Origin of the sequence: Kitasatospora sp. NBC_00315 (assembly GCF_041435095.1) — a bacterium.
Taxonomy (GTDB): Bacteria; Actinomycetota; Actinomycetes; order Streptomycetales; family Streptomycetaceae; genus Kitasatospora.
On record NZ_CP108025.1, the window covers coordinates 2,190,620 to 2,208,446 of the forward strand.

Annotated in this window: 12 protein-coding genes; 8 read left to right on the forward strand and 4 right to left on the reverse strand. The window is 71.9% G+C overall.

Annotation, left to right across the window (positions count from 1 at the left end; all coding sequences use genetic code 11):
• The first annotated feature begins 205 nt into the window (after positions 1–205).
• Both OG823_RS08705 and OG823_RS08710 read left to right on the forward strand, forming a co-directional pair.
• Positions 206–730: a TerD family protein gene (locus OG823_RS08705; protein WP_371478888.1), complete on the forward strand. Its 525-nt coding sequence runs from the start codon at positions 206–208 to the stop codon at positions 728–730.
• 922 nt (positions 731–1,652) lie between these two features.
• The gene (locus OG823_RS08710) at positions 1,653–1,853 is read left to right on the forward strand and encodes a hypothetical protein (protein ID WP_371478889.1); all 201 of its coding nucleotides are present in this window, start codon (positions 1,653–1,655) and stop codon (positions 1,851–1,853) included.
• Between the two features lie 12 nt (positions 1,854–1,865).
• On the opposite strand, the gene OG823_RS08715 is transcribed toward OG823_RS08710, so the two are convergent.
• The 3 genes from OG823_RS08715 to OG823_RS08725 form a co-directional block, all read right to left on the reverse strand.
• Positions 1,866–3,428: a nickel transporter gene (locus tag OG823_RS08715; protein ID WP_371478890.1), complete on the reverse strand. Its 1,563-nt coding sequence runs from the start codon at positions 3,426–3,428 to the stop codon at positions 1,866–1,868.
• A gap of 99 nt (positions 3,429–3,527) precedes the next feature.
• The gene (locus OG823_RS08720) at positions 3,528–4,877 is read right to left on the reverse strand and encodes a tetratricopeptide repeat protein (RefSeq protein ID WP_371478891.1); all 1,350 of its coding nucleotides are present in this window, start codon (positions 4,875–4,877) and stop codon (positions 3,528–3,530) included.
• Between the two features lie 44 nt (positions 4,878–4,921).
• Positions 4,922–6,385 carry a DUF4331 domain-containing protein gene (locus OG823_RS08725; RefSeq protein WP_371478892.1) on the reverse strand — a complete coding sequence of 488 codons (1,464 nt, stop codon included), beginning with the start codon at positions 6,383–6,385 and terminating at the stop codon, positions 4,922–4,924.
• A gap of 254 nt (positions 6,386–6,639) precedes the next feature.
• On the opposite strand from OG823_RS08725, the gene OG823_RS08730 reads away from it, so the two are divergent.
• The 6 genes from OG823_RS08730 (at position 6,640) to OG823_RS08755 (ending at position 14,360) form a co-directional block, all read left to right on the forward strand.
• A complete protein-coding gene (locus OG823_RS08730; protein ID WP_371478893.1) occupies positions 6,640–7,335 on the forward strand; it encodes a hypothetical protein in 696 nt (231 codons plus the stop codon).
• Positions 7,336–8,193: 858 nt separating this feature from the next.
• Positions 8,194–9,453 (forward strand): WS/DGAT domain-containing protein, encoded by a 1,260-nt coding sequence (locus tag OG823_RS08735; protein ID WP_371478894.1) that lies wholly within the window; start codon positions 8,194–8,196, stop codon positions 9,451–9,453.
• Positions 9,454–9,545: 92 nt separating this feature from the next.
• Entirely contained in the window at positions 9,546–11,666 is a 2,121-nt protein-coding gene (locus OG823_RS08740) for an MMPL family transporter (RefSeq protein ID WP_371478895.1), read from the forward strand.
• A 52-nt stretch (positions 11,667–11,718) separates the two neighbouring features.
• Positions 11,719–12,693, forward strand: coding sequence for an aldo/keto reductase family protein (locus OG823_RS08745; RefSeq protein WP_371478896.1), 975 nt, complete (start codon positions 11,719–11,721; stop codon positions 12,691–12,693).
• A 135-nt stretch (positions 12,694–12,828) separates the two neighbouring features.
• Positions 12,829–13,080 (forward strand): phosphopantetheine-binding protein, encoded by a 252-nt coding sequence (locus tag OG823_RS08750; protein WP_371478897.1) that lies wholly within the window; start codon positions 12,829–12,831, stop codon positions 13,078–13,080.
• Positions 13,077–14,360, forward strand: a complete 1,284-nt coding sequence (locus tag OG823_RS08755) for a beta-ketoacyl synthase (RefSeq protein WP_371478898.1) — start codon at positions 13,077–13,079, stop codon at positions 14,358–14,360. Before OG823_RS08750 ends, OG823_RS08755 begins: the two co-directional genes overlap by 4 nt.
• A gap of 1,106 nt (positions 14,361–15,466) precedes the next feature.
• Here OG823_RS08755 and OG823_RS08760 read toward each other — a convergent pair.
• Positions 15,467–17,524 carry an IPT/TIG domain-containing protein gene (locus tag OG823_RS08760; protein ID WP_371478899.1) on the reverse strand — a complete coding sequence of 686 codons (2,058 nt, stop codon included), beginning with the start codon at positions 17,522–17,524 and terminating at the stop codon, positions 15,467–15,469.
• Between the last annotated feature and the right edge of the window lie 303 nt (positions 17,525–17,827).

A 17,827-nucleotide genomic window follows, 5' to 3' on the forward strand; every position in this document is an offset into this window, starting at 1 on the left:
TCAGTCGGCCAGCCGTTCAGCAGGGCCTCACGGCCGCTGAAGCCGCGAGGAGGGCCGGGCGGTCGGCCAGGTCCGAGGCCCGTCCGGGCAGGGCAAGCAGATCTGATTCCATGTCAATGACAGCCCAGTGCCCTATCGTTGCCCACTACGAGTCAGTCCGCGCTGACATCATGCCGGGTCGGTGCGACGGCGAAGGGAGAGTCCGGTGAGCAGTCTCAACAAGGGTCTGGAACGGATCGAAATAGGCCTGTCGTGGGATCCGAGTCCCGCAGGTTCGGCGGGTCACGATCTGGATCTCGTCGCCGCGACGTACACCACCGGCACCCCCGCCGGCACCCCCGCCTACCTGGTCCACTTCGACAGCCGAGCTCCCGACGGCACGATCACCCTCACCAAGGACAGCCGCGACGGCAAGGGCCTCGGCGTCGACGAGCGCCTGGTCCTGGAGCTCGACCGCCTGGCGCACCGCTACCCCCGGGTGGTCGTGGGCGTCGCCATCCAGCAGAACGCCGGCCGGCTGACCTTCGGAGACATAGCGAACCCCGCGACAAGGATCCGGAACGGGCGCGACGAGTTGGCGGCGGTGGACTTCGCCGACGTCGGCGGGGCAACGGCCGCGAGGGTCGCGGAGTTCGTCCGGGACAGCTCGGGGGCCTGGGTGTTCCGCCCCGGCGTCCACGGCTTCGATGCCGATCCGGCGACTTTCGCGAGGATCATGGGCACCTGGTAGGGCTTCGCCAGGTGGCCCTATTCCGAACGGCGGCCGGGGTCACCCGCGGCACCCCTGACTCCGGCCCCGGGACACGACCACGGGCGATCGGGCCGACCGGTCCGGCGCTCACGCCTCCCCCCTCGCCGCGCCCTCCAGCAGTCAAGCATCCCCTCCAGTTCCGTGATCATGAAATCGAAGAACTCGGCGCTCTCGGCGAGCCGCCCGCCGGCCACGCTCGGCACCCCGAGAGTGGACTCGCCCTCCTTGGGCACCCGCACCCAGCGGGCCAGGACCTCGTCCCGGCGGGTCAACGACTCGTACCAGACATCGTTGAGCACCCGGAAGCGGTCGCGACGGGAGTCGGGCTCGCGCTCCTTGGAAACCAGCAGCGTGCGCGGCGAGCCGGGTGTACCGGCGTGCGGGTGTACGGACGGGCACCGGAAGCAGTTGAGTCCGTGGTGTGTGCGATTGATGGAGGAGGCGGGTCACGGGTCGTGGACGTACTGCGTCGACCTCGCCCCCGAAGAGGGGAGGCGTCGTACGCGGCGGCGGGGCGGCTTCGCCAGCGGTGCGGAGGCGGCCCGCGAGATGGCGGCGGTCCTGGAGGTGAGCTGCGCGGGGTTTACGAGAACCGCCGTACCACCGTCGCGAGCTACCTGCGCGAATGGCTCGCCACGAGAAGCCGCACCTCGCGCCGAACACGTACGCCGGCTACGCCGCGTGCGTCGAGCGCGACCTCGTCGGGCCGACCGGATCAACTTCCTCAAGGCCGTCGGGCCGCTCCTGCTGATCTTCCTGATCATCACACTCACCTTCGCCATCGGTTCGACCGACGCTTCGAGGTACGGCTCGCGCTTCGGCACGCTGGGCGCCACGATGTTCGCCGTGATCGTCAACATGCAGCGCGCCGACACCACCACACCGGGGCGCGGGCATCACGATGATCGACCAGTTGCACATCCTCACCCTGGCCTGGGTCCTGGTGGCGGCCGCGATCACCGCGCTGCTCTGGCGGTGGACCGCCGACGGGGTGGCCCCCGCACGGGTCGCGCGGACGAACCTGTGGTCCGCCGTGGCCGGGTCGCTGCTGTACGTGGCCGTGGCCACCGCGCTGATCGCCAACGCCGCCGTCAGGCACTGAGACTCGAGGCAGTCAGTCACAGGCCGGGAGGCCGCGCAGGGTGAGGCCGAGGCCGACGGTGAGGACGACGCTTGCGGTCAGCAGTGAACTGTAGGGGGCCAGGCGGCGCAGGGTGGGGAGGCGGCGGGCGGTGACTTCGGCCAGCCGGGTGCTGCCGCCGGCCAGCAGCGCACCGGCTGCGGCGAGGGCGAGGGCCATGCCGACGCCGTAGCCGATCACCAGCAGGACGCCGAACAGGGTGCGGCCCAGGGCGACCGCGCCGAGCAGGACGACCAGCGCGGATGGGCTGGGCACCAGACCGCCGGCCAGGCCGATGCCGAGCAGCGAGGTGAGGTTGACCGGTCGGCGCCGGTGGGGGTGCGCCGGGTCTTCGGGTGCCCCGTCGTGGCGGTGCGGATGGTGGTGGTGCCCGTGCGGGTGGCCGTGGTCGTGGTCGTGGTCGAACCCGTGGTCGAGCCCGTGGCCGTGGTCGGGCCCGTGGTGGTGGTCCTGTGCCGGGGCCTGCCGGCGCAGTGTGCGGACCGCGCGCAGCAGCAGGGCTGCTCCCACCCCTGTGATCAGCACCCCGCCGGTGGCACCGAGCAGGCCCAGCACGCGCTCGCCCGCGAGGCCGGCCGAGGCTGTCAGCGCCAGGCCGACCAGCAGCACACCGGCCGTGTGGGTCGCCGTCACCGTGGCACCGACCGCCAGTGCCGCGCGCAGTCCGCCCCGGCGTTGGGCCAGGCAGGCGCCCACGGCGAGCTTGGCGTGGCCGGGCAGCGCGGCGTGTCCGGCGCCGAGCAGCAGCGAGAGCGCGACCGCGAGCAGCCCGACGGGGAGGGTCAGGTCGCGGGTGCCGACCAGCGTGCCGAGTCGCCGTTCCAGGCCGGGGAAGAGCACCCAGCTATTGGTCGGGGGCGGCAGCGCGTTGGTGGCCTGTCCGGTTCCGGCCGGCAGTGTGGTGCCGTCGCCGGGTGCGCTGTGCAGTTCGGCAGTGAGCACGCCGAGCGGCTGATCGAGCAGGCCCTGTGGGTACGCGGTGAGGCCGCCGCTGATGTTCTGGCCGGGGACGGAGGAGTCGGTCAGCCGGATCCGCCCGCCGGCCGTCGCGGTGATCTCCTTCCAGCCGACTCGTCCGCCGTCGGCGCCGGAGGTGAAGGTGATGGCTGAGGGCCGGGTGAGGTCGGTGTCGGCGGCCAGGGCGCACGCGAGCTGGGCGGTGGGCAGGTCGGCCGCGCCGGGGCGGTAGGCGAGAGCACTGCTGACGACTCGCCAGGCGGCTTGGCGGCCGTTCACCGATGTCCGGATGCCCGAGGCCATGTCGGTGCACCGGGTGACGGCGCGGGCGGTGGCCTCGGCGGGGCTGATCCGGCTGTCGTGGTCGGTGTCGGTGGCCTCCCGGTCCTGTGCCGTGGGGATCTCCGCGCTGTCCACCGTGGCGGTGTCCTCGATCCGGTCGGGGAAGAGTCGCAGCTGGTCCAGTCGGTTGATCGAGAAGTTGCCGAGCGGGTGGGCCTGCGCGGTCGTGGCGCCGGCGGTGAGGGCGATGAGGAGTGTGGCCAGGAGGCAGAGCGCGGCCTGTTGCGGGCGGTTCACAAAGGATTCCTGACGGACGGTGTTCCTGACGGACCGGAGGATGCCTCGGCGACGACCGGTCCGTAGCCGGGTAGGTGAGAGGCGAGAAGGCGGCTCAGGTCACGGCGTAGTCCGGGACCCGGGGGCTTGCCCCGCTGGCAACCCGGCGAGCAGTTGCCGAGCCAGCGGGGCGTGGTAGGGCGAGAAGTGCGGGTTGAGGGCGAGCGCCTCCCGCAGGTCGTCGGCCGCCTGGGGCCGTCCGAGGGCTGCCTCGACCGCGCCCCGGTGGTAGGCGAAGAGCGGGTTGTGCCAGCCTGTGGCGGCGGCCTGGTGCAGCAGGTCGAGCGCTTCGTCGTCCTGCCCGGCTCGGTGCAGCGCCCAGCCGAGGGCGTCGGCGACCAGGACGCTGCGGCGTCGATTCCACTCCCTCCGCAGCAGTCGAACCGCCACCGCCGGGTCGCCGTGGTCGGCCTCGTAGAGCATCAGCGCCGGATCGGCGGGCACGTTGCCGTCGCCGGCAGTCAGCAGCCGCACTTCCGCCGCGAGGGCGGACAACTGCCCGGCGGCTGCGGCGTCCTGCTGCCGGGCAAGCTCCAACTCGGCCAGCTCTAGCAGGAACTGCGGCAGTGGGGCTCGCGACACCAGCTTCTGGTAGTCCGCCACCGCCTCCGGCACGCTGCCGTTGGCAGCGAGTACCCGGGCATGCCCCGCCTGCGCGTAGTAGTCGTCGGGGGTGTGCGCCAGGGCACGCTGGTAGTGGCCGTCCGCCTCGTCCAGCTGACCGTGGTCCCAGGCGAGGTCGCCGAGGCGGTGCTCGCAGAACGCGGTGTCGCCGGGGGTGCTCGCACTGTCCAGGGCGCGTTCGAGGGCGATCCGTGCCTCCTCGGCCCGCCCGTGGGTCTCCAGGTCGTAGGCGGCACGGGTGTAGCCGGGGACGGTCGGTGCCAGGTCGAGCAGGCGCTGGGTGGCGGCGGTGGCGGCCGGGTAGTCGCCGAGCTGGATTTCGGCGTCGGCCAGCACCAGGTAGCCGGCCGCCCGGTCGGGGGCAATCTCGGTTGCGCGCAGCCCGGCGTCCCGGGCCGCGGCGAACTCGTGGCGGGCGTTGGCAAGCATGCCGGTGCCGGTCAGCGCGCCGTAGTTGGCCTGGGGCTTGAGGGCGAGCGATCTGCGGAAGGCCCGGTCGGCGTCGGCGAGACGGCCCGCGTCCAGGGCGAGCCGGGCCTGGTCGAGGTCGGCCATCCCCAACTGCTCCCACGCGTAGGGGTCCTGGGGACGGTCTCGGACGGCCGACTGGGCGCTCTGGAGCTGGTCGGCACTGGACTGCGGCAGCGGAACCGCGCCCGGGTCGGCGGCCCGAGGTGCAAGCGGGCCGCTCGGTCCGAGGGCGAGCAGGCCGGCGGCGCACCCGAGCACGAGAGCGGCCGCGCCCGCCGCCCGCCGCGCCGTGCGCCACCGGAACGGGCGACGCACGGCGAACAGGCGGCGAGCGGGTCGCTGTTGGGGATCACTGGAGGTCACGGCAGGGCGTGCGGCACGTTGAGGTACGGGAAGGTGTCGGTGGCCGGCTTCGGCTGGAGGTCGAAGAGCGGCGTCGGCAGCAGCCCGGCGGCGGAGGGGCCGCCGGGCTCGCCCTCCAACATCCGCAGCAGCGAGTTGTCGATCATGTCGTTGGGTCGGCGGCCGTTCGGGTAACCCTGGAGGTCTCCGTCCAGCACCCCGAACCGGTTGGGGTTGGCACTCACCGGTGTACTGAGGTTGAGCCGCAGTTCGTCGGCCCAGGCCAGCGCGTTCGGGTCGGCGTCGGCGTTCATCGCCTGGGTGTTGAGGTCGTAGCCGAACTTGGCGCCGTTGTTCTTGCCGATGCCGCCTAGGAACAGGGCGCGGATGTCGGCGCGCGGGATGGGCGGGGCGGGGAAGTTGCCGGCGATCTGGATCTTGTGCGGCGGGGCGGGGTCGAGGGTGGAGGCGAGGAAAGCCTGGTCGTACTGGTCCTGGTCGGCAGAGCGGGCGTTGAAGCGGTCCTCGGGGCCGCCCGGGGTGGCGATGCCGCCGAAGGTGCCCCAGAGCGCGAACATGATGTGTGGGTTGCCGAGCCGGCCGACCTGGCGGTAGAAGGCGTCCTGGGCGCGCAGGTCCTTGGCCAGGTCGGCGCCGGGGCGGGACATGGTGGCCCACACTCCGACCACCGGGTTGCGGCTCACGTCGCCCTTCAACGCTAGTTCGCTCTTGGGGACTTGCAGGATCAGGCTGCTGACGTTGACCGCCGTCAGCGGGTTGGCGGCCGGCAGGTAGCCCGGGACCGGTCCGGCCGTTCCGAGGATGAAGTAGCCGAAGACCCGGGCGTCGGCCTGGAAGGACTCCGCGCTCTGGGTGGCCACCGAACGACCGCCGCCGGGCAGTGCGGTGGTGGCCTGGTCGCGCAGCGTCCGGTAGTCGGGCATCAGACCGATGCTCTGCTGGGTGGGGGCGACCGGAGCGTCCTTGACCAGGACCTCGGGTTCCTGGCCTGCCCGGATCCGCTCCAGCGTGTAGTACTGGCGGAACAGCAGGGCGCGGTCGTTCAGGGAGCGGACCGGTCCGACGGCGATCGGGCCGGCGCCGAACAGCCGCCGGTCCTCGGTGCGGAAGGTCCAGCGATAGGTGGTGTCGGAGCCGCCGTTGCCGTGTCCGTCGACATGGATCTCGTAGCGGGCGCCGCCGGTTGCGAACGGGTAGTTGACCGGCGTGGGGGTGCTGGCGGGTAGCTGGGTCGGCTGGAGGTCGGCGATGATGGTCGCCATGTCCGGGTTGTCCGGGCTGGTGAAGGCGTAGATGTCGGTGAAGTTGGCCTGCGGGTCGGCGATCACGCCCGGTGCGTCGAAGTGGCCGCCGGCCTGGCTGGTGCCGAGGTAGGGGCCGGCCATCGCGGCGGTGGTGAGCAGCGCGGTGGTGGCGGCGAACGCGAGCCGTCTGGTGCGGCGGGCAGGGGGGCGAGACATTGGCATCTCCAGGGCTGGGAGGGTGGTGCGGACCCGCCGCACGGCACGGCGGACAGGGGCTCCTCGCTGCGGACCACCGCGGCGGACCGTCCGCGGCCATACCCTAGAACCGCTGTGGATCATGGACCGGTCAGGCCGCGAGAGCGCCAGTCGAACGAGTGGTGATCTTCAGCCGGACGGATGAGACAGATGGCCGTAGCCACGCCTGATGCGTTAGGGATAAGCCTGCTTCGCCAACGAAGCACCAATTTCTGATGACCGCAGGAGAGCTGACCATGCGCCTGTTCCACACGATTGCCGCCGTCGCCCTGGCGGGCACGCTGGCCCTGTCCGCCGCACCGGCCACCGCCGGCGCCGCCGCACTGCCCAGCGGCCCCACAACGCCGGCAGCCACCACCACGGACACCCCGAACGGCCCGGCCGCACCCGGCATCTATATTTCCCCGTGGGGCAGCGCCCACGTCCGAGTCAGTGCCGAGACTGCGGCCTGGCTGACCCGCAACGGCGTCACACTCGGCGCGATCGCACCGTTCACACTGGACCCCGACGGCCTCGGCTTCGACATGCCGATCGGCTCCACGACCGGCGACCACCTCGACTCCCAGGGGCGGATCTTCTACCCCGGCGGGATGACCCTCGACCAGGCGAGCAGCGGCACCCACGTCGAACTCCAGCCCACCTGGATCCGGATCATGCCGCAGCCCGGCTACTCGGCCGGGGTAAAGGTCAACGGGCAGAAGATCAGCGACGAGACCCTGATCGCCTATACCACCCCCGCCGAGGTGCTCGCCAACGGCCGCCCGACCCTCACCGGCTTCAAGCTCGACCGGGTGCCGTTCCACGTCACCCGGGACGCCGCCGCCCTGACCGCGCAGTACTTCGGCGACGACCTGAAGGTCGACTCCATGTTCGGCACCCTGACCCCGCGCTTCGACTACGTGCCCCGCTAGGTCTTTTCTTCGGATCAGCGGGCCGACCAGATGAAGCTGCCCGCGAAAATCCGTTCGACCCGGAAGACGGTGGCGGTCGTCTCGTAGCGAGGCCAGGCCGCACCACCGTTCGATAAGCCCGTGCCGACCAAGGGACTTGTCGATCGAACGGGAGTCTCGATCGGGTGATCGCGGTCGGTGCCAGGCATGGAAGCAGGGCCTCGTGGTAGCTCGGAGGGTGTCTACGCCGACGAGTGATCCTGGAGGCCCTGCTGTCGCAGTTCTTCTCAGTTACGGCCGTGGAGCCCAGCCCCGCCACACTCGCGTGTGATGCGTCCGCCTTGCGTGCAGGAACCTCCTGACCACCGGGCCACGGCGGCTGCGACCCAGAGATTCCCTGACACCATCCGCGCCCAAGCCCCGCCGTAGCCGTCCGGCGCCCTGAGCAACCGGTGCCGCCGCCGTACCCGGCCGGTGCAACTACCCGTCGCGCCCCGCGCCGGCGGTATTCACTCACCTCGACGGCTGCCCGAGGGCCGCCAAGCGCCCGGACAGAGCGGGGGCCGCCGCCGGCGGAGCCTCGGCTTGATGCCCGGCACCTTCCGCATCCCGGCGTCCAGCCGCACTCCCCGCAACATTCTGGCCCGAGTCCAGACGGCCACTTGTCCCCGGCCACAACGATCATGACCAGCTCCCAGCGCGCGGCCCCCGGGCTGGTTCCGTGCCGCCGTTGGGGTTAATTCACCCAGACAGAGCGTACTTCTGGAATCCGACCGAGCATCGGGCTGGAAACATGTCCCGCGGCCCGGCCTTCTTCCCTCCTCGGCGTCGAAAGTCGAAGCCGGGCTGCGGCAGATTTCGTCGGACAAGGATATTGATATGACGCACACCGTCATGGCCGAACTGGGCCCTCGCGCGGACCGAATGAGTCGCAAGTGGCTCGACTACGCGGCCGCGCATCCGGCGACATCGGTGGCCATCGGCGTGGTCGCCCTCTGCACCGGCGAGCCGCCGACCCGCGAGGAGATCGCCGTGCTGGTGTCCATGGCCGTGGACGCCTACCCCGAGCTGGGGCGGCATCCCGTACCCGAGCCGGCCCGAAGCGCGGGCGCGCCCGGAACTCCCTTCCGACTCGACCAGCAGATCTTCGAGGTCGAGGCGGAGAGCGGGTCCGGACAGGCGGGTCTGCGGGCGGTGCTGGAACGGCTGACGGCGGAGCCGCTGCCCGCGGCGCTCTGGGGCGTCTGGCTCGTACACGGTTACGCCGCCGGAGAGTTCGCGGTCGTCCTGCGAGGCCATCACGCCCTCTTCGACGGCCTACTGCTGACGGACATCATCGCCTGCGCCCTGGGAGCGGAACCACGGCGGCGCTCCGGGGCCGCTGCCGGCTCCGCGCCGCGCCGCGCCGACCCCGCGACGGCCCTGCGGGAGGCTCGCGCCCTGTTCCGGGACCGGGGCCGGGCGGCACAACCTGTTCCGCCGTCCGTCAAACTCACCGGACGGGTGCGGTACGCGTGGGACGGCGTGTCCGTGGAACGGATGCGGGCGGCCGCCGCCGCGCACCGGGCGACGAGCAACGACGTGTATCTAGCTGCCCTGGCGGGGGCGTTGCGGGTCTGGGCCCCCGACCCCCGCTGGCTGGCCGGCGGCCGGCCGGTTCGGGTCCAGGTGCCCATCGGGTACCCGCACGAGGCTGGTCGCCTCGGCGTCCGCGCGACAGCGGCATGGGTGCGGCTGCCATGCGAGGTCGACGATCCGGCCGAGCGGACGGCGCTGGTCAAGGTGCAGACGGACCGCCTGCGGGCCTCCCTGCGTGACCCGCACACCGGCTCGCTGACGCGGCTGGTCAGCAAACTCCTCGGCCGGTTCGATCTGGACCTGCAGTACCACCCCGGCTGGATGTCCCTACTGGTCAGCCACGTCCCCGGGCCTGCGGCCACACCGGCGATCGCGGGCCGGACCGTCACCGCCGGCGTGCCGCTGATGTTCCTGCCCGCCCGGCAGTACCTGGCCACGGCCATGTGCGACTTCGCCGGCATGGCGCAGCTGTGCGTCGTCGCGGACCAGGCGGTGCCCGACGTCGACGAGCTGGCACGGCAATGGGTCCACCAGGTCGACCTCCTCGGCGGTCACCGATGACACCCGCGCGCACCCGCTCGGACCGGCCAGCCGCCGACGCGCCGCCTCGCCGGCTCCGGCGGGCACTCACGGACCGACCATGGGCCACCATCGTGCTCTGGGTCCTGCTGTGCGGGCTCAGCGGGCTGCTTGCCGCGGACGTGTCCGACCGGCTTGCCGGCGGAGGCTTCACCACCCCCCGCGCCGAATCCGCGCTCGCGAAAGTGCAGACCCAGGAGCGGTTCGGCGTCGCCGACCCCGATGTCCTGCTGCTCTTTCGCGCCCGGACCGGGGGGCCCACGGGGGCCACCCTCATGGAACAGGTGCAGGGCGCCGTCACCACCCCGGCAGTGGCCCGGCTCGCCGAGCCACTGCCGACGTCCCCGGACCGACTGCCGTCACTGGACGCCGGCGCCACCACCGCCCTCGTCCCGCTCGCCGTGCACGGCGGCAACGAGGAGGCCAAGCGCCGGGCCCTGGAGCAGCTGCGCCGCGCCCTTCGGCCGCCACCGGCGATCACGGTCTCCTACGGCGGACCGCTCGCCTTCCTCGACGAGGCCAGCTCCCGCTCCCAGGCCGACCTGGTGCGCGCCGAACTGCTCGCCGCACCATTGTTGTTCGTCCTGCTGCTGCTGATCTTCCGGGGCCTGGCGGCGGCCCTGCTGCCGCTGCTGACCGGGTCGGTGGCAGTCGCCATCGGCATGGCCGTGCTGCGCGTGGCCACCGAGTTCACCGAAGTGTCGGCCTTCGCCGTCAACCTGGTCAGCATGCTCGGCCTCGGCCTGGCGGTCGACTACGCCCTGCTCATCCTGACGCGCTATCGCCGGGAGCGCGGGCAGGGAGTCCCCGCCGCGCTGGCGCGGGCGATCACCTTGCGCACGGCCGGGCGTACCGTGCTCGTCACCTCCGCCGTGGTCACGGCGGCCCTGGCCGTGCTGGCATTGTTCCCGCTGGCCTTCATGCGGTCGCTGGCGATCGGTGGATGTGCCGTGGTCGCGGCGGACGTCGCTGCCGCCCTGACGCTCCTTCCGGCGCTGATGGCCGTCCTCGGCCCCCGTGTCGACGCGGGACGCGGACCGGCCCGGTGGTCCCGCCGGAACGGCAGGACGGAACGGCCCGAAGGAGCGCGGTGGCTCAGGCTCGCTATGTGCGTCGCCCGCCGCCCGGCGCTGTGGCTGGTCGCCTGCACCGTCGTGCTGCTCGCCATGGCGGCCCCCGCGCTGCACACCAGGTTCGGCGGCATCGGTGAGGGGACGCTCCCCTCCTCCTCTGCCACCCGACAGGTCTCCGACCAGACCCGCACCGCCTTCCCATCCCTGCAACCGGCCGGAATCCAGACCGTCCTGGCCCTGCCTGCGCCGACCGACTCCGCCGCAGGCGAGGAGGCACTGCGTGGATGGCTCGGCCGGCTGGCCGCCCTTCCGTCAAACCCTCGGGCCGAGGTGACGGCGGTGCGCGGCAACGCGCTGCTGGTCTCCGTCGCCACCACCGGTGAGCCCGACGCGGACCGGCGGACGGTCCGCGCCATCAGGGCCCTGGGGCCGCCGCAGGGCGGCAGCGTCCTGGTCGGCGGCAGAGCGGCCGTCGACGCCGACATGACCGACGCGCTCAACGCCAGGCTGCCACTGGTGGTGGGCCTCGTCATGGCAGTGACCTCGCTGCTGCTCCTGTTCGTCTTCCGGTCGGTGCTGGTGCCGGTCAAGGCAATCGTGACCTCGGTTCTGTCGACCTTCGCCTGCCTTGGCGTGATGACCTGGGTGTTCCAGGACGGTCACCTGGCGTCCCTGCTCGGTTTCTCGTCCCTCGGCTTCGTCGAGACCACCCAGCCCATCGTCGTCCTGGTGGTGCTGTACGCACTGTCGCTGGATTACGAGCTGTTCCTGCTCTCGCACGTACGCGAGGAATACCAGGCCACCGGGGACAACCGCCGTGCCGTCATCGCGGGGCTGCGGCAGACCGGTTCGGTGATCACCGGCGCGGCGGCACTGCTGCTGGTGGTCATCGGCGCACTCATCACCAGCGACGTCATCGCCATCAAGGAAGTCGGGGTCGGCCTGTTCGCCGGTGTGCTGATCGACGCGACCCTGGTACGGCTGTTCCTCGTCCCGGCCGCCCTGCTGGTGGCGGGCCGCGCCAACTGGTGGCCGGGACGGTCGCCGTGCCTCACCGGTCCGTCCGGCGCCGCAGGGCTGCCCGCGCCCGCGGCGGGTCCCCGGATGACCACCGACGCATAGCCGCCGCAGCCCGGCATCGTCCCTTCCGTCTCGAAGAGAAACGCAGACCGTCATGGAGTTCCGGCAGTTGGGCCGCAGCGGCCTGAGAATCAGTGCGATCGCCTACGGAAACTGGGTCACCCACGGCTCCCAGATCGACGAGCGGGCCGCGCGCGCCTGCGTCCACGCCGCACTCGACGAGGGCATCACCACCTTCGACACCGCAGACGCCTACGCGGCCACGAAGGCGGAGGAGGTCCTGGGCCGCGCACTGAAGGGGCAACGGCGCGAAGGCGTGGAGATCCTCACCAAGGTCTACTTCCCCACGGGACCCGGCGCCAACGACCGGGGCCTGTCCCGCAAGCACATCCTGGAGTCGATCAACGGCTCCCTCAGACGCCTGGGCTGCGACTACGTCGACGTCTACCAGGCGCACCGGTTCGACCCGACGACACCGCTGGAGGAGACCCTGCGGGCCTTCGACGACGTCGTCCGCCAGGGCAAGGCGCTCTACGTCGGGGTCTCGGAGTGGACCGCTGACCAGATCCGGGCGGCCGTACGGACCGCGGCCGCGCTGGGCCTGGACCGCATCGTGTCCAACCAACCGCAGTACTCTCTGATCCAACGGGCGATCGAAGAGGAGATCGTACCGTTGTGCACCGAAGCGGGAATCGGCCAGATCGCCTGGTCGCCACTGGCCCAGGGCGTACTCACCGGGAAGTATCTGCCCGGAGCGCCGCCACCGCAGGGCTCCCGGGCCACGGATCCCGCCGGCCGGCCCCGGATCACGCCCCTGCTGCAGGACGACATCCTGAACCGGGTGCAGAAGCTCGGACCCCTCGCCCGCGAAGCCGACCTGACCATGGCCCAACTCGCGATCGCCTGGGTCCTGCAGAACCCCGGCGTCTCCTGCGCCATCATCGGTGCGTCCAGCCCCGACCAGATCCGCCAGAACGCCAGGGCCGCCGGAGTGACACTCGACGCCGACCTGATGAGGACGGTCGACGACCTCCTCGGCGATGCGGTGCACCACGCCGTCCCGGCCTGAGCGCCACGGCGGCACGCCGGCAGGCGCTTCCATTCGAGTGGTGCTTCCCAGTTCGACGTGCCGCCCACCGGGCCCCGTCGTTGGGCTGGGGTGTACGCCGGTTCACACCCGGATTCAAGTCGAAGCGAGAGGTCGATGACGAACACCTACGAACTGACGGCCCACCACCTGGTGAGCGACTTCGGCATCGACCCGGTGCTGATCAGCCCCCAGGCCACCCTGACGGAACTGGAGCTGGACTCCCTGTCGTTGGCGGAACTGGCCGTCATCCTCCAGGAGCAGACCGGTATCCGCCTGGAGGACGTCAACGCCGGCACCAGCCTCGAGGACATCGCCCGGCAGATCGACGCCGCCCGAGCCGACGCAACCGCGGCGGCACCCCGGTGACCTCTCGGGCAGTAGCGGTCACCGGGGTGGGACTGGTGACCCCCGCCGGAATCGGCGCCCAGGCCACCTGGGAGGGCATGCGCGACGCCACCTCCTACGCGACGCCCGACGCCCTGCTGGCCGGACTTCCCGTCGACTTCTCCTGCGCCGTCCCCGACTGGCAGCCCGACACCGTCCTCGGACGCCCGCTCAGCCGACGCCTCGATCACCCGGCCCAGATGGCCGTGCTGGCCGCACGCGAGGCGCTCGCGGACGCCGGCCTGTCGCCCTCATGCTGGGATCCGCGCCGGGTCGGCGTGATCATCGGAGCTGGAACCGCCAGCTTCCAGCAGCTCCACGACGTCTACAGCAAGATCCTCACCGACCGGCACGAACTCGTCTCACCCGTGGCACTGCCCCGCTCGCTGCCCAGCGCACCGGTGTGCGCGGTCGCACTGGATCTGGGCGCGCAGGGCATGAGCTTCGCCCCGGCGGCGGCCTGCGCCTCGGGCGCCGTCGCCATCGGCCTGGCCCTACAGCTGCTGCGCGGCGGCAGCCTCGACGTGGTCGTGGCCGGAGGGGCGGAGAGCGGGCGCTCCATGATCAGCGCCGTGTGCTTCTCCCAGATGGGCGCGCTGTCCACCCGCCGCGGCGATCCCAGCGCGGCCGCCCGGCCCTTCGACGTCGACCGCGACGGGTTCGTGCTGGGCGAGGGAGCGGGAATCCTCGTCCTGGAGAGTCTCGACCATGCCAGGACCCGCCGTGCGCGCGTCCACTCTTACCTCACCGGATACGGGATCTCCACCGACGCCCACCATGTGACCGCCCCGCACCCTGAAGGACGCGGCCTCAAGCAGGCGCTCCACGATGCCCTCTCCGACGCCTCCTGGACGCCCGCGGACGTGGACCACATCAACGCGCACGGGACGTCGACCCACCTCAACGACCTGATCGAAGCGCGGGTCCTGTCCGACGTCTTCCCCCGGGTACCACCCGTGACGGCCACCAAGGGAGCGCTCGGACACGCTCTCGGGGCCAGCGGAGCCATCGAAGCGGCACTCACCGTCCTGACCCTGCGCCATCAGAGCATCCCGCCGACCGCCAACCTCGACCGGCCCGACCCGGCCCTCCCGGGCCTCGACATCGTCACCAAGAGCCCCCGCCCGGCAAGGCTGCGCACGGCCATCAGCACCTCAGTGGCATTCGGCGGGCACAACGCCGTCCTGGCCTTCCGCAGCCCCAACGAGGAAGGCGACACCGAGGTCCGGACCCGCTCCGCCGCCGATCTGTCCCGGCGATGAAGGAAGACCTGTTCAACGCCTCCGGCGCACACCGGCGGTGACGGACCGTGGTGCCCGGCCGGATGGGTCGGGGACGCGGGACAGCAGCGGAGCGGGGCCGTTCGGGCGTCCCACCCCACCACTGCACTCCTCCACTCCGCCGTGGACCTCTCGTTCGGCTCGGCGGGGCACCCGGGAGACCACGGAAGTCACCCACCGCGGCGCTGGTCATCGCCGTCCGCGCCGGGCCCGGGCAGACATGATCGCGTACGTATGGCGTGGGCCGGTCATGCCAACGGAGCGAACGGAGCGGAGTTCACTTCGCATTGATGCATGGCCGTTGCGGGGAGGAATGTTCCGGTTGCATGGGGGCCGCGCCACCGCGCGAAACAGCCGGTGGCCGACCGGAGAGGCCAAGGAAGCTGTGGTGCGGAGCGAGCACGGCTTGGCAGCGCGTGGGCGGATGCGGGCCGCCGCGGCGGTGGTGGCGCGGCTGGCCGAGGAGCGTGCGGCGGAGGTGGAGGCGGCGGCCGAAGCGCTGGCGTCCTCGCCGGGCCGGCTCCTGGTGGCGGGGGTGGGCAAGTCCGCGACCGTGGCCTGGTGCGCAGCGTCATCTACTTCAACGGCAACAACATCACCAGGCCGCTGATCGTCCTCGGCCTGTACGCCCTGGCCGGCGCCGTCATCATCGGCTACCTGGGACGGTGGCGGCCGGTCAAACGGGTCGGCCCGGCAGCACCCGCCGCCCCGGCCGACGCCACCGACGCCCCGGCCCAGACAGCCACAGGCACGAAGAGCGGGAGCCGGAAGACCGCCGTACGGGTCCTCGTCGCACTGGCGATCGCCGCCGCCATGCAGTGCCTGTTCACCTTCAACTACATGAGCTCGGCACATGAACCCGTCGCCACCGACATGCCGTTCGGCTCGGTCGGCCGGACCCCGCTCCTGGCCGCGACCCAGCGGAACCTCTCCCTCAAGGTCACCCAGTACCCGAACGAGCAGGCCGCGAAGAACGCCATCGACCAGGCGAAGATCTACGGAGCACTCATCCCCGGACCGACGTCCAACCGGTGTGGGGGTGTCCCGGCGGGCGGGTGTCGGTCCGCCCGCCGGGTGGTGGTGTCAGGTCATCCCGAGCAGGTGGCCAGGAGAATGGTGACGACGGTGCAGGTGGCGGTGTCGCTGTCGTTGGCGGCGTTCGGGTCGGCCGGGGCCGACGCGGTGCGGGTGCCGGTGACGTGGGCGAAGCCGAGCGAGAGCAGGTGCAGCGGGATCCGGAACGTCTTGCTCGCACTCGCCCCGTCGGCGATCGCACCGTAGGTGCAGGTCACCGTCCCCGACGCGGTGGTGCACCCGGCGGGGAGGTTGGTGGCGGTGGCGCCGGGCGGCAGGGTGGCTGTCACGGTCGCGGAGGCGAGCGGGGCGGGGCCGGTGTTGCGGGCGGTGAGGGTGTAGGTGAGGTAGGGCACCAGGATGCCGAGGTGGGGCTGTGCGGTGACGTCCACGGCGACGTCGGAGGCCGGCGGGGTGATGACGGTGGTGGACTGGCTCGCGGTGCTGTTCGCGGGGTCCGGGTCGTCCTCGGTGGCGGTCGCGGTGGCGGTCGCGGTCAGGGTGCCGGTCGCGGCCGGGATCACGCTGACGGTGACGGTGGCCGACGCGCCGTCGGGCAGGGCGCCGAGAGTGCAGGTGACGGTCGGCGCGGCGACGGCGCAGGTGCCCTGGGAGGCGGCGGCCGAGGCGATGGTGCTCGCGGCGCCGGACAGGGTGAGCGTGGCAGTCGTGCCGGTGGCGTCGTCCTGGCCCTGGTCGGTGACGGTGGTGGTGTAGGTGAGCGGGGCGCCCTGGCTGACGGGGTCGGCGGAGTCGCTGATCGTCACGGCGAGGTCGGCGGTGGGGGCCACATAGGTGAACTGGTCGGCGCTGCCGGTGACGCTGGTCCCGCCAGGTGTGGTGATCTGGACGTCGACCGTGTTTGCCGCATGCGCGGGGGTGGTGGCGGTGCAGGACGTCACGGTGCACGAGACGTTGGTGGCGGGGGTGCCGCCGAAGGTGATCGCGGTGGCACCGTTCAGGCCGGTGCCGGTGACGGTAACCGTGGTGCCGCCCGCGACCGGGCCGCTGTTCGGTGTGACTGCGGTGATCTCGGGCGCGGGGACGGTGTGCAGGGACAGGTTGCGGGGTCCGGACACGCCGGCGGCGGTGGTCACCGTGTTGGTGGCGGTGTCGATGGCGTAGATGAAACCGGGTACGTCGCCGCTGGGGCTGACCGGGTCGGTGGTGTAGGCGGTGGTGCCGGTGGAGTCGATCTGGACGTCCTGGATGTTGCCGAGGCCGCCGACGAAGGCGGTGACGGTGTCGGTGGCGGTGGCCACGACGTAGACGCCGTGGTTGCCGGGGCTTCCGCCGTAAAGGGTGGCGCCGTCGGGGCTGATCGCCACGCTGGTGGTGTTGGCGGCGGCAATGCTCGACGTGACCGTGTTGGTGGCGGTGTCGACCTTGGTGATGGTCGCGCCGCCGCCGGTGGCGACGTAGACGGCGCTGCCCGCAGGGTTGACGACGACACCGAACGGGGTGGCGGGCATCGGCACGGTCGCGGTCACCGTGGCGGTGGGGGTGTCGATCACGGTCAGGGCGTTCGGTGCGAACGTGGTGACGTAGGCGGTGGCTCCGGACGGGTCGAGGGCGATGCCCTCGTGGTTGCCGGGCACCGGCACGGTCGCGGTGACGGTGTTGGTGGCGGTGTCCACGATCTCGACGGCGTGCGCGGAGGTGTCGGCGACGTACACGGCGGTGCCCGCGGCGTTGAGGGTGAGCGCCACGGGGATCCCGGCGAGGGGGATCGTCGCGGTGACCGCGTCGGTGGCGGTGTCGATGACCGCGACGGTGTTCGCGTACGCGGTCGCTGCGTACACGGTGCTACCCGCCGCGTTGACCGCCACGTCCTGGACGTAGCCGCTGACCGGGACCGACGCGGTGGTCGCGCCGGTGGTGGTGTCGACCACCGAGACTGCCTGCCCGGCGAAGTTGGTGACGTAGGCGGTGGTGCGGCCGGGCTGCACCGCCAGCGCCGACGGCGCCGCCACGGCGGCCAGACCGGTCGTGATCAGCAGGGACGCGGCGGCGGTCGCGACCCGGCGCCGCCAGCGGGCACGCGACGGGCGTAACAGGATGGTCGGGGACATCGCGGAGGTTCCTCCTTGAATCACGCAGCTCGACGGCAGGAGCCGGAAGCCCCCGAAAGACCGCCGAGGCGGACACGCGACAACCCCACCAGCCCGGCCGCAAGAAAAGATCACCGTGAACTGACGGGGTATCAGGACCACCGTCGTCGACCAGGACCACCGCTGCGGCGGGAAGTGGCGGACGCGTCCGGAAAACCCCCGTCAACGTCCGAATTCCTGAAGTGACGCGGCGGGACATCGTCGAGCAGCCGGCCCGATCCATCCTCGGCGGGGAGATGTACGAGAGCTGACCGGGCCGGCCGT